Annotated in this window: 11 protein-coding genes and 1 pseudogene; 5 read left to right on the top strand and 7 right to left on the bottom strand. The window is 68.1% G+C overall.

Features of this window, described 5'->3' with window-relative positions; translation table 11 throughout:
* Window positions 1-737: pseudogene (locus AC1DF3_RS34215) on the top strand (hypothetical protein); the annotation flags it as partial.
* A gap of 43 nt (window positions 738-780) precedes the next feature.
* Here AC1DF3_RS34215 and AC1DF3_RS34210 read toward each other — a convergent pair.
* Both AC1DF3_RS34210 and AC1DF3_RS34205 read right to left on the bottom strand, forming a co-directional pair.
* On the bottom strand, window positions 781-1485 hold the full coding sequence (locus AC1DF3_RS34210; RefSeq protein WP_286533813.1) for a nucleotidyltransferase family protein: 705 nt from the start codon (window positions 1483-1485) through the stop codon (window positions 781-783).
* A 14-nt stretch (window positions 1486-1499) separates the two neighbouring features.
* The gene (locus AC1DF3_RS34205; protein ID WP_286533271.1) at window positions 1500-1889 is read right to left on the bottom strand and encodes an S-adenosylmethionine decarboxylase family protein; all 390 of its coding nucleotides are present in this window, start codon (window positions 1887-1889) and stop codon (window positions 1500-1502) included.
* Between the two features lie 187 nt (window positions 1890-2076).
* On the opposite strand from AC1DF3_RS34205, the gene tkt reads away from it, so the two are divergent.
* Together tkt and gap are read left to right on the top strand one after the other, a co-directional pair.
* A complete protein-coding gene (gene tkt, locus AC1DF3_RS34200) occupies window positions 2077-4128 on the top strand; it encodes a transketolase (protein WP_286533273.1) in 2052 nt (683 codons plus the stop codon).
* A 41-nt stretch (window positions 4129-4169) separates the two neighbouring features.
* A complete protein-coding gene (gap, locus tag AC1DF3_RS34195) occupies window positions 4170-5171 on the top strand; it encodes a type I glyceraldehyde-3-phosphate dehydrogenase (protein WP_286533275.1) in 1002 nt (333 codons plus the stop codon).
* A gap of 55 nt (window positions 5172-5226) precedes the next feature.
* On the opposite strand, the gene AC1DF3_RS34190 is transcribed toward gap, so the two are convergent.
* The 3 genes from AC1DF3_RS34190 to AC1DF3_RS34180 all read right to left on the bottom strand — a co-directional run bounded on the left by AC1DF3_RS34190 (window position 5227) and on the right by AC1DF3_RS34180 (window position 7205).
* The gene (locus AC1DF3_RS34190) at window positions 5227-6351 is read right to left on the bottom strand and encodes an ATP-binding protein (RefSeq protein WP_286519672.1); all 1125 of its coding nucleotides are present in this window, start codon (window positions 6349-6351) and stop codon (window positions 5227-5229) included.
* Between the two features lie 65 nt (window positions 6352-6416).
* Complete coding sequence (locus AC1DF3_RS34185; protein ID WP_286533277.1) at window positions 6417-6725, bottom strand: putative quinol monooxygenase; 309 nt, start codon at window positions 6723-6725, stop codon at window positions 6417-6419.
* Window positions 6726-6785: 60 nt separating this feature from the next.
* Window positions 6786-7205 (bottom strand): VOC family protein, encoded by a 420-nt coding sequence (locus tag AC1DF3_RS34180; protein ID WP_286533278.1) that lies wholly within the window; start codon window positions 7203-7205, stop codon window positions 6786-6788.
* 98 nt (window positions 7206-7303) lie between these two features.
* On the opposite strand from AC1DF3_RS34180, the gene AC1DF3_RS34175 reads away from it, so the two are divergent.
* Together AC1DF3_RS34175 and AC1DF3_RS34170 are read left to right on the top strand one after the other, a co-directional pair.
* Window positions 7304-7951 (top strand): TetR/AcrR family transcriptional regulator, encoded by a 648-nt coding sequence (locus AC1DF3_RS34175; RefSeq protein ID WP_478142422.1) that lies wholly within the window; start codon window positions 7304-7306, stop codon window positions 7949-7951.
* 81 nt (window positions 7952-8032) lie between these two features.
* Window positions 8033-8380: an FHA domain-containing protein gene (locus AC1DF3_RS34170; protein ID WP_286533280.1), complete on the top strand. Its 348-nt coding sequence runs from the start codon at window positions 8033-8035 to the stop codon at window positions 8378-8380.
* 17 nt (window positions 8381-8397) lie between these two features.
* On the opposite strand, the gene AC1DF3_RS34165 is transcribed toward AC1DF3_RS34170, so the two are convergent.
* Together AC1DF3_RS34165 and AC1DF3_RS34160 are read right to left on the bottom strand one after the other, a co-directional pair.
* Window positions 8398-10200 carry an NAD(P)/FAD-dependent oxidoreductase gene (locus AC1DF3_RS34165; protein WP_286533281.1) on the bottom strand — a complete coding sequence of 601 codons (1803 nt, stop codon included), beginning with the start codon at window positions 10198-10200 and terminating at the stop codon, window positions 8398-8400.
* A gap of 71 nt (window positions 10201-10271) precedes the next feature.
* Window positions 10272-11210: a LysR family transcriptional regulator gene (locus tag AC1DF3_RS34160; protein ID WP_478142421.1), complete on the bottom strand. Its 939-nt coding sequence runs from the start codon at window positions 11208-11210 to the stop codon at window positions 10272-10274.
* Window positions 11211-11264: the final 54 nt, after the last annotated feature.

The following is an 11264-nucleotide window of genomic DNA, read 5'->3' as shown; positions in this document are numbered from 1 at the left end:
TCACCTACGTCAACAGCGTCTATTTCGGCGGCGACCAGGCGACCTTCAATTCACGGATGGCGAGCCTGGGGCAGGCCGACAACCAGTGGCCCTACACCTTCACGCAGCAGCCTTCGCAGGTGCCGACGGTGGTGAAGACGGTGTCGCTGGCGCAGCGCCCCACCGCGGTGAAGACCAGCGTGTACGATGGCGCGAGCCGGGCCTGGGTCGCGACGCAGGACGGCACGCTGCACATCTACGCCCTGGACGGCTACGCCAACGGCGCTTCGCCTCCGGCACCGGCGGCGAACGCCCTGACGGAGGTGGGCACGGTCACGGGCATCGGCCGCAATCCGACCTCGATCGCCAGCTCCAAGGGCGAGCCGAGCGGCAACACGCAGACGCAGGTGCTGGTGAATTCGCGCACCGACCGCAAGGTTTCGTGGGTGCGCTTCGCGAGCAACGGCAACAGCGGCAGCATCGTGCGCACCTTGCAGGACTCGCGCCTGGCCGACCCTATCGCGGTCGAGGACGCGGACAACTTCGCCACCATGGGCTACGTGGTGAGCGTGGCCGACTACGCCGGCAAGGCACTGCGCAACTACCGCTACGGCCCGGTCGTCTTCGCCGACGGCAAGGCCTGCGCGACCACCACCAGCTGCCCGGTGACGCCGACCGGCAACGTGGCGATCGAGTACGCCGGTGCCATGCCCTACCCGGGCAAGCCGTTCCAGCTCAAGACGGCCAACGTGCCTTGATCGGCACAGCCTGCCAATCGGCCAACGCCACGCACGGCCCGCTTCAAGCGGGCCGTTTTTCTTTGTTCAGCGCGGCGAGCCGCTCCGGTGTGCCGACATCGGTCCAGGGCCCGTCATAGAGTTCGGCGCTGATGGCGCCCGCCGCCATGCCGGCCCGCAACAGCGGCGCCAATGCCGCTTTCGCGCCGCCGGGGTTGCCCGGCGGTATCGCGCAGAACGGCGGCGCGAACAGGCCGCTCCGGTACAGCGCGATGGTCGAGAAGGTGTGTTTCTGCGCCGCATCCGACAAGGCGCTGCCGTCGGCGCCGATGCCGAAATCCCCTTTGGGGTTGTGCAGCGGATTCGCGACCAGCCACAGGTGCGCGAGCCGGCCGCTGGCCGCAAAGCGCTCGACCGCCTGTCGGGTGAAGGCGAAGTCCGGGGCGAACACGTCGCCGGCCACCACCCAGAAGACATCGCCGAGCATCGGCAGCGCCCGCACGATGCCGCCCGCGGTCTCGAGCGCGCCGCCGAAGTCGCGCCCTTCGTGCGAGTAGCGCAGCGTCGAGCCGCCGTGCCGGGAACCGAAACGTGCTTCGATCTGCTCGCCCAGCCAGGCTGTGTTGACGACCACGTCGCCGAAGCCACCGGCGGCGAGCGCTTCGAGCGGCCACTGCATCAGCGGCCGGCCCTGCACCTCGAGCAGCGGCTTGGGCGCCTGGTCGGTCAGCGGCCGCATGCGCTCGCCGCGCCCGGCGGCCAGGATCATCGCCTTGACGGGACTCATGCAGCGACCGCGCCGATCTGCCCGCGCAACAGGCTGTGCCGCTCGGCGCGCCCGGGCAGGAACAGCGCTTCGAGCGCCGCCATCAGCCCCTGGGCCTTGGCCGAGTGATCGGCGCCGAAATTGCAGACATAGACATCGATCGTCACGCCGCGCTGCTCCGGCCAGGTATGGACGCACAGGTGCGACTCGGCCAGCAGCACAGCGGCCGTCACGCCGCCGACGCCTTGCGGCGTCGAGGGGAAGGCATGGAACAGCCGCCCGACGACTTGCAGGCCGGCGGCTTCCGCGCGCGCGACGCAGGCCGCGCCGAGGGTGTCGGCATCCACCAGCCAGCGCGGATCGCAGCGGCAATCGAGGAGGTCGGCGGTGAGGTGAAGACCCTGCATGGACCGGCACTCTAGCTGAATGTGGCCCCCACGCTCCTCCACTGCGTGTGGGTCGCTGCCCCCCAAGGGGGCCGCAGGCCGCCTTGGGGCGGCCCGGCGCCGGCCTGTTCCAGCCCATTCCGGGCCCGCCCCACCCCGCCCGTTAAAATACCGGGTTCCCCCTAACCTGCCCCCCAGAAAGCCACAGATGGCCAACCAAGCCTTGATGGCCAACGCGATCCGCGCGTTGGCAATGGATGCCGTTCAACTCGCCAACTCGGGGCATCCCGGTGCACCGATGGGCATGGCCGACATGGCGGTTGCGCTGTGGGGCGATCATCTGAGGCACAACCCGGTCAACCCGCAGTGGTTCGACCGCGACCGCTTCGTGCTGTCGAACGGTCACGCCTCGATGCTGATCTACTCGGTGCTGCATCTCACCGGCTATGCGCTTCCCATCGAGGAGCTCAAGCGTTTCCGCCAGCTGCACAGCAAGACCGCCGGCCATCCCGAGACCGGCATCACGCCGGGCGTCGAGACCACCACCGGGCCGCTGGGCCAGGGCCTCACCAACGCGGTCGGCTTCGCGCTGGCCGAGAAGCTGCTCGCGGCCGAGTTCAACCGCAAGGGCCACGAGATCGTCGACCACCACACCTACGCCTTCCTCGGCGACGGCTGCCTCATGGAAGGCATCAGCCACGAGGCCGCCGCACTGGCCGGCGCCTGGAAGCTGGGCAAGCTGATCGCGCTCTACGACGACAACGGCATCTCGATCGACGGCCAGGTCAAGCCCTGGTTCATCGACAACACCGAAGAGCGCTTCAAGGCCTATGGCTGGCAGGTGATCGGGCCGATCGACGGCCACGATGCCAAGGACGTGTCGAAGGCCATCGAGAAGGCGAAGAAGAACGCCGACCGGCCGACGCTGATCATCTGCAAGACCCAGATCGGCAAGGGCAGCCCGAACCGCGCCAACACCGCCAAGGCGCACGGCGAGCCGCTGGGCGCCGACGAGATCGGCCTGACCCGCAGCGCGCTGCACTGGACGCACGCGCCCTTCGAGCTGCCGGCCGCGGTCTACGAGGAATGGGATGCCAAGGCCGCCGGCGCCAAGAATGAAGCCGAGTGGAACGAGAAGTTCGCGGCCTACACCGCCGTCTTCCCCGACCTGGCCGCCGAGTTCACCCGTCGCATGAAGGGCGAGCTGCCGAAGAACTTCCACCAGACGGCCTTCGACACCGTGGTGGCGGCCCACACCAAGGCCGAGACCGTGGCTTCTCGCAAGGCCTCGCAGCTGGCGCTCGAATCCTTCACGGCCGCGCTGCCCGAGCTGCTGGGCGGCAGCGCCGACCTGACCGGCTCGAACCTCACCAACACCAAGAGCACGCCGAGCCTGCGCTTCGACAGCCATGGCGCCGTGGTCCGCAGCGAAGGCAACGAGCAGATCCCCGACGGCTCGATCGGACGCCACATCAACTACGGCGTGCGCGAGTTCGGCATGGCGGCCATCATGAACGGCGTCGCCCTGCATGGCGGCTTCATTCCCTACGGCGGCACCTTCCTGACCTTCAGCGACTACAGCCGCAACGCGATCCGCATGGCGGCGCTGATGAAGCAGCGCGTGATCCATGTCTTCACGCACGATTCGATCGGTCTCGGGGAAGACGGTCCGACCCATCAGTCGATCGAGCACGCGGCCTCGCTGCGGCTGATCCCCAACCTCGATGTCTGGCGCCCGGGCGACACCGCCGAAACAGCCGTGGCCTGGGCCGTCGCGCTGCAGAACGCCGAGCGCCCGACGGCGCTGCTGCTGTCGCGCCAGAACCTGCCCTATTCGCCCAAGAAGGACCTGAGCGACATCAGCAAGGGCGCCTACGTGCTGTCCGAGCCCGAAGACGTGGGCCTCAAGAACAAGAAGCTCAAGGCGGTCATCATCGCCACCGGCTCCGAGGTGCAGTTGGCGCTGCGCGCCCAGGAGCTGTTGGCGGCGAAGAAGATCGGCGTGCGCGTCGTCTCGATGCCCTCCACCACCACCTTCGACCGCCAGGACCTGGCCTACAAGAAGAGCGTGCTGCCCAAGGGCACGCCGCGCATCGCCGTCGAGATGGGCTGCACCGACGGCTGGTGGAAGTACGGCGTCGCGGCGGTCGTCGGCATCGATACCTACGGCGAGTCGGCACCTGCCGGCGTGCTGTTCAAGCATTTCGGTTTCACGGCAGAGAACGTCGCTGCCACGGTCGAAGCGGCGCTCGCGCGCTGACATCGGTCGCCCCAGTTTTCAACCTCCAGGAGCAGAAAGACATGACTATCAAACTCGGCATCAACGGTTTCGGTCGGATCGGGCGCAACGTGCTTCGCGCGGCGGTGCAGAACTTCAAGCACGACATCGAAGTGGTCGCGATCAACGACCTGCTCGAGCCCGACTACCTGGCCTACATGCTCCAGTACGACTCGGTGCATGGCCGCTTCCAGGGCGAAGTCACGGTCGAGGGCAACACGCTCGTGGTCAACGGCAAGAAGATCCGCCTGACGCAGGAACGCGACCCGTCCAAGCTCAACTGGAGCGATGTCGGCGCCGACATCGTGCTCGAATCGACCGGCCTGTTCCTGACCAAGGACACGGCCCAGAAGCACATCGACGCGGGCGCGAAGAAGGTGCTGCTGTCGGCCCCCAGCAAGGACGACACGCCGATGTTCGTCTACGGCGTCAACGACAAGAAGTACGCCGGCGAAGCGATCATCAGCAACGCCAGCTGCACCACCAACTGCCTGGCGCCGCTGGCCAAGGTGCTGAACGACAAGTGGGGCATCAAGCGCGGCCTGATGACCACCGTGCACGCCGCCACCGCGACCCAGAAGACGGTCGACGGCCCGAGCAACAAGGACTGGCGCGGCGGCCGCGGCATCCTCGAGAACATCATCCCGTCGAGCACCGGCGCGGCCAAGGCCGTGGGCGTTGTCATTCCCGAGCTCAACAAGAAGCTCACGGGCATGAGCTTCCGCGTGCCGACCTCCGACGTCTCGGTGGTCGACCTCACGGTCGAACTGGTCAAGGACGCCACCTACCAGGAAATCTGCGCCGAGATGAAGGCCCAGAGCGAAGGCGCCATGAAGGGCGTGCTCGGCTACACCGAGGACAAGGTCGTCGCCACCGACTTCCGCGGCGATCCGCGAACCTCGATCTTCGACGCCGATGCCGGCATCGCGCTCGACGGCACCTTCGTGAAGCTGGTGAGCTGGTATGACAACGAATGGGGCTACTCGAACAAGTGCCTGGAGATGGTCCGGGTGATGGCCAGGTAAGGCTGCGCCGGCCCCTGAAGAAACGCGCCCTCGGGCGCGTTTTTCTTGGGCGTCGTCAGTCGATCGTCCTGCGGCTGCGCACCCAGGCTTCGAACTCGGGGTCCTCGAAGCGGTAGAGGCCGTGGTCGACCCGTGCCATCGCCTGCATCTTGGGGCCGGTCAGGCGGCGCAGGGCGCTTCGTGGCACGCTGGCCGTGACGTCCCCGCTGCCCATCAACTCGCGGAGCTGCGTCAGCGCGGCGGCGCCGTAGAGGTCCTGCACGCCGCGCGCGGCGAGCAGCAGGACCGCGCGATCGGACCGGTTCATGGCCTTCCAGGCCTTCGCGTGGCCGCTGTCGTCGTGGACGCGCGCCAGCGTGTGCTGCAAGGCCAGTTCGGGGCCCTGGCCCTGGTAGAGCAGGTAGCGCTCGATATACCAGCGGAAGAACTCGGGAGTTTCCTTCAAGGACAGGAACGCTTGCCTTGCATCGGCGAGCGCCAGCGGCTGCTTCGCCAGCCGCTTGACCTGGGCCACCGTTGCCGAGACGAAGGCATCGCCGAGCAGCGGGAACGGCTCCACCGGCGCCCAGTTGTAGAACGGCGCCGACGCCCGCGAGAACATTTCGCGCAGCGCCGCCTCCGACGAGCCTGCGAACAGGACCTTGACGCTCGCCTTGCGAATGTCCAGGCCCGCGCGCAGCGAGTGCGCCACCTGTCGGTGCTCCGGGCTGGCGAGTACTTGCGCCTCGTCGATCACCAGGACCAGCCGCTTGCGGGTCTTGTCGGCCGCCTGCAGCGCCGCCTGGATGGCCGGAACCGCGAGTTTTTCCTTGTCGGCGAGGTCCAGCTCGACCGAGCCCTCGACGCCGAGGGGCAGCTTGCCGCCGGCCTTCATCTTCCGGATGGGCGTCGACAGGTCTTCCCAGAATTGCGCGAGCCCCTTGGACTTGGCGGCCGACAGGATGGCCGTGGCGATCGCCTGCCCCGGATGATCGGCGTCGTCCCAGAGGTTGGTGTAGGCGGCCAGGTAGCCGGCGGCTTCGGCGGCCGGCAGCAGGTCATGCTTCAGGAATTCGCTCTTGCCCATGCGGCGCCGGGCGAACAGCCCGCGGGCCGACACCAGGCCGAGGTCGAAGGCTTGCAGGTAGCCCCCGGCGAGCTCGGGGCGGGCGAAGTGCCAGGGGTCGGACGGCGTGCGCATCCGACAGATTTTGGCACAGTCTTGTCAATTGACAAAAATATGGAAATTTCTGTCGGGACCGGACCTCAGACCGGTTCGAGCACGTGAATCAACCGGCTCTCGGTCCAGTCCTTGACCTTGGCGCCATAGGCGGCCATGTGGGGCGCTGCCGCGTGGGCCTGCAGGTCGGCAAGGGTTTCCCACTTCTCGACGACGACGAAGGTGTCGGCGCCGAAGCTGCCGCGCGAGGCCGGCATGCCCGCCGCATCGACGGTCGCGGTGTACTCGATGCAGCCCTTCTCGGCCAGCACCGCGGGCCGGTTGGCGCGATAGGCCTCTAGGATCAGCGCGCGTTGGCCGGGCTTGGCGGTGATGACGGCGACGACATGGATCATGGACGATGGCTCCTTTGGAATGAACCATCGAATTTACGGGCAAAGCGCCGCGGCCGCCTGTCACATCGGCGCGGGCACCTGCACCATCCACGAGATGCCGAAGCGGTCCTCCACCATGCCGAAGGCCGGTGACCAGAACGTCTTGCCCAGCGGCATCTGTACCTGGCCGCCCTCGCTCAGGGCACCGAACAGCCGGCGGGCCTCGGCCTCGTCGGCGGCGTTCAGCGACAGCGCGAAGCCCTTGAAGGTGGGCTGGCCCTTGGCGTAGCCATCGGACGCCATGAGCATGGTCTCGCCGATATTGAAACTCGCGTGCATCACCTTGTCGTCGGAGCCCGGCGGCACCTTGTCGGCCGGGATCGGGTCGGGGCTTTCCTTGAAGCGCATCAGCATCGTGACCTGGGCGCCGACCGCCTTGCGGTAGAACTCGAGCGCCTCCTCGCAGCGGCCGTCGAAGAAGAGATAGGACTGGACTTGCATCGTGACTTTCCTTTCGGTGAGAAGTGGAAGAGGATGTTTGTGTACAACGTCCACAAGACGATAGCAAAGATAATGGACGCTGTCCACATGAAAAATCGATGAGCTCCACCGTCCCCTCCCGCTCTTCCGCGCGCAGCACCTACCGCCACGGCGATCTGCGCCGTGCCTTGCTCGAATCGGGCGTCGAGCTGGCCCGTGCCGGCGGCCCCGAAGCGGTGGTGCTGCGCGAGGCGACGCGCCGCGCCGGGGTGGTTCCCAACGCCGCCTACCGGCACTTCGCGAGCCGGCAGGCGCTGCTCCAGGCGGTGCGGGCCGCGGCGCTGGCAGCGGTGGCACGGGCCATGGAGGCCGAATTGGCGGCCCTGGCCCCGACGCCCGATGCGGCGGCGTACGCCCGGGCCAGCGTGCGCGCAGTGGGCACCGGCTACCTGCGCTTCGCCCGGGCCGAAACCGGCCTCTTCAGGACCGCCTTCGCGGCGCCTGTCGAGGTCGACGACGCGCCGCCGGATGCCAAGGGCGGCGCAAGCGGCCTCAACCCCTTCGAACTGCTCGCAGCCGCACTCGACCGGCTGGTGCAGGCGGGCGCCATGCCGCCCGAGCGCCGGCCGGGGGCCGAGTTCCTGGCCTGGTCAGCGGTGCACGGGCTGGCCCTGCTGGTCATCGACGGCCCGCTGCGCGGCCTGCCGGCGCCGCAGGTGGAGTCGCTCGGCCAGCGCTTGCTCGACATGGTCGAGAAGGGCCTGTGAATACGGGATGTAACCCTAAAGAACTTGTACTTTAGTACTCCTAAAGCTAAGTTTGGACGCTCTTGAATGGAGCGTGTACGGATGGCGATGCTGATCTTGATGACCCCCACCGGCCAGACAACCCAGGTGCCGGTGTCGGAGCCCGGCATGACCATCGGCCGGGCCGAGCACAACCACGTGGTGTTGGCGTCGCCGCGGGTCAGCCGATTTCACGCCAAGCTCAGCACCGAGGGGCCGCTGGTGATCCTGCGGGACCTGGGCAGCCGCAACGGCACCTTCGTGAACGGCAAACGCATCGAGATGCAGGCGCTGGTCAACGGCGACAACATCGACATCGCCGGCTACTGGATGCGCTTCCTGGCCCCGGAGCAGGAGGTGATCGGCGACGAGAGCGTCCGTTTGATGAGCGCGCGCGGCGACCTGGTCTGAGATCGTCCCGGTCGCGCTCAGCGGGTGTGATGCACCGGCGCGGTCTCATACACCGGCGTCGGCAGGCCTTCCATCCGCGCCTTCAGCTGCAGCGCCAGGAACTGCGAGTAATGGCGCGACTGGTGCAGGTTGCCGCCGTGGATCCACAGCTGCGGCACCTGCGTCGGCTTCCACATGTTGCGCAGCTCGCCCTCCCAGGGGCCGGGGTCCTTCGGTGTGTCGGATCCCAGGCCCCAGACCTTGCCGACCTTGTCGGCCATCGCGGGTGAGATCAGATCGGCCAGCCAGCCGTTCATCGAGCCGTAGCCCGTGGCATAGACGATCAGGTCGGCCGGCAATTGGCTGCCGTCGCTCAGGGTCACCGATTTCGGGCTGATGCGCTCGATGGTCACGCCGCTGCGCAACTTGATGCTGCCGTTGGCGACCAGTTCCGAGGCGCCGACATCGATGTAGTAGCCCGAGCCGCGGCGCAGGTACTTCATGAAGAGGCCGGAGCCGTCGACGCCGAAGTCGAGCAGGAAGCCGGCCTTCTCGAGCCGCGCATACAGGTCGGCATCGCGCCGCTTCATCTCGTCATACGCCGGCACATGCATCGGCGCCATGATCCTGTAGGGAATGGAGGCGAAGATCAGGTCGGCCTTGTCGGTCGTGACGCCGGCCTTCACCGCCGCCTCGGAATAGAGCCCGCCGAGCGCCAGCTCCATCAGTGAATCGGAGGGCGCGATGTGGGTCGAACTGCGCTGGATCATGGTCACGTCGGCGCCGTTCTCCCACAGCGCGGCGCAGATGTCGTGGGCCGAATTGTTGGAGCCCAGCACCACGCACTTCTTGCCGCGCCAGGCCTCGGGCCCGGGATGCGCGCTCGAATGGTGCTGCTCGCCCTCGAAGGTCTCGGCGCCGGGAATCTTCGGCAGGTTCGGATAGCCCGAGACGCCGAGCGCGAACACCAGCTGCTTCGGCCGCAGCGTGATCTCGCGGCCGTCGCGCTCGACGACCACTTCCCATTCCTTCTTCGCCTCGTCGAAGCGGGCCTTCTTCGCGGTGGTCGAGCCCCAGTAGTTGAGCTCCATCACCTTGGTGTACATCTCGAGCCAGTCGCCGATCTTGTCCTTCGGCGCGAACACCGGCCAGTCGTCGGGGAACGGCAGGTAGGGCAGGTGGTCGTACCAGACCGGATCGTGCAGGCACAGGCTCTTGTAGCGCTTGCGCCAGGAGTCGCCGGGGCGAGCGTTCTTCTCGACGATGAGGGTCGGCACGCCGAGCCGCCGCAGCCGCGCGCCGAGCGCGATTCCGCCCTGCCCGCCGCCGACGATCAGCACGTAGGGCTGCTCGGCGAAGCCCAGCGTCTCGGCCTCGTGCTGGCGCCGTTCGAGCCAGGTCTTGCGCTGCGGGTTGGCGCCGTGCTCGGCGCCCTTGACGCGGCGCTCCCCCTTGTGCTCCTCGAAGCCCTTGAGCTCGGTCATGGTGGTGAGCAGCGTCCAGGCCTTGCCGTTGCGCAGCCGCAGGTGGCCGCGCCCGCGCGCCACCGCGGTCTCGAAGGTGAACCAGGCATCGACCACGCCGTCGGACTCGGTGGCGTCGCCTTCGACCGCGAAGGCGGTCGGCCGGGTGTCGGCCAGCCGGGCTTCGAGCATCTTGCGGATCGCCTCGGGGCCCTCTTGCGTGCGGATGTTCCAGGTGAAGGCGACCAGGTCGCGCCAGTAGCTGTCGGCCTCGAACAGGGCCACCGCGGCGTCGATGTCGCGCCGCTCCAGCGCGGACTGGAAATCGGCCAGCCAGGCGCTGGCGGTCTGCGTCGGATGGTTCGACAGATCGGTCATGTCCAGTGTCTCCTTCGTTCGCGCCCCGCGATCGGGCAGGGCGAGAACCGTACGCCCATCCCCGATCGACGTCAAACGGCGGCCGGCAGTCCCAGGGCCTGCCGTAGCAGGCCCAGCCGCGGGTTGTCCGTGCCCGTGCGGTGGATCAGCGCCACCGGCCCGGCCGGGATCGGCGGATGCACCCGCACCCGCATCACGCCGCTGGCCCCCGCGCTGTCCAGGGTCGACGCCGGCACCGCACTGAGGCCGAGGCCGGCCGCGACCAGGCGCAGGTTGGTCACCGGGCTGGTCGACTCGACCACCGGCACCGGCGCCATCAGGCCCGCGCTGCGGAACACCTCGTCCATCATGCGTCGCACCATCGAGGTCGGGGCCGGCATGATCCAGCGCTCGCGGCACAGGCGCGGCCAGTCGACCCGGCGGGCCCGGCCGAGCGGATGGCCCGGCGGCGCGATCACGGTGAAGTCGGCATCGAACAGTCTCTCGTAGTGCAGCGGCTGCCCCGCGGCTTCGGGCATCTCGGTCGGATAGCTCGTGACCAGCGCATCGAGGCGCCCTTCCAGCAGCGCCTGCACGAGCAGCGGGACGCGCTCTTCCATCAACTGCACCCGGACCCGGGCCTGCTCGCCGACCAGGCGGGCGAACACCTCCGGCAGGTAGCCCTGGGCGACGAAAGGCGGCGCCCCGATGCGCAGCAGGGTGACGGCCGGCTCGGCCGAGGCCTCGGCGCCGAGGTGCGCCAGTTCCTGGAGCAGCATGGCGGCGCCGCGGACCACGATCTCGCCGCGCGGCGTGGTCGCCAGGCCGCGCGCGCTGCGTGTGAAGAGCGCGAAGCCGAAACTTGCCTCGACTTCGCCGAGGGACTTGCTCAACGCTGGCTGCGTGAGGTTCAGCACCGCGGCGGCGGCGCGCAGGCTGCCGCCGCGCTGCAGTTCGACCAGCAGCTGAAGGTGGCGGAAACGCAGCCGCGCGAAGAGTCGGCGCGCTTCGCCGGAGGGCTCTGAAGGCATGTGGTCGCTTTCCAAAAAGTTTGCACCCAATGAAAACATATCACTGTTGGATAT

This window comes from Variovorax sp. 10N432 (genome assembly GCF_056394465.1).
This window is presented reverse-complemented; position numbering and strand designations above follow the sequence as displayed.

What these genes read in the sequence shown, in the direction of transcription:
- AC1DF3_RS34210 (WP_286533813.1), bottom strand. Translation starts at nt 1,485, where the DNA reads ATGATCCTGGCCGCCGGGCGCGGCGAGCGCATGCGGCCGCTGACCGAC.
- AC1DF3_RS34205 (WP_286533271.1), bottom strand. Translation starts at nt 1,889, where the DNA reads ATGCAGGGTCTTCACCTCACCGCCGACCTCCTCGATTGCCGCTGCGAT.
- tkt (WP_286533273.1), top strand. Translation starts at nt 2,077, where the DNA reads ATGGCCAACCAAGCCTTGATGGCCAACGCGATCCGCGCGTTGGCAATG.
- gap (WP_286533275.1), top strand. Translation starts at nt 4,170, where the DNA reads ATGACTATCAAACTCGGCATCAACGGTTTCGGTCGGATCGGGCGCAAC.
- AC1DF3_RS34190 (WP_286519672.1), bottom strand. Translation starts at nt 6,351, where the DNA reads ATGCGCACGCCGTCCGACCCCTGGCACTTCGCCCGCCCCGAGCTCGCC.
- AC1DF3_RS34185 (WP_286533277.1), bottom strand. Translation starts at nt 6,725, where the DNA reads ATGATCCATGTCGTCGCCGTCATCACCGCCAAGCCCGGCCAACGCGCG.
- AC1DF3_RS34180 (WP_286533278.1), bottom strand. Translation starts at nt 7,205, where the DNA reads ATGCAAGTCCAGTCCTATCTCTTCTTCGACGGCCGCTGCGAGGAGGCG.
- AC1DF3_RS34175 (WP_478142422.1), top strand. Translation starts at nt 7,304, where the DNA reads ATGAGCTCCACCGTCCCCTCCCGCTCTTCCGCGCGCAGCACCTACCGC.
- AC1DF3_RS34170 (WP_286533280.1), top strand. Translation starts at nt 8,033, where the DNA reads ATGGCGATGCTGATCTTGATGACCCCCACCGGCCAGACAACCCAGGTG.
- AC1DF3_RS34165 (WP_286533281.1), bottom strand. Translation starts at nt 10,200, where the DNA reads ATGACCGATCTGTCGAACCATCCGACGCAGACCGCCAGCGCCTGGCTG.
- AC1DF3_RS34160 (WP_478142421.1), bottom strand. Translation starts at nt 11,210, where the DNA reads ATGCCTTCAGAGCCCTCCGGCGAAGCGCGCCGACTCTTCGCGCGGCTG.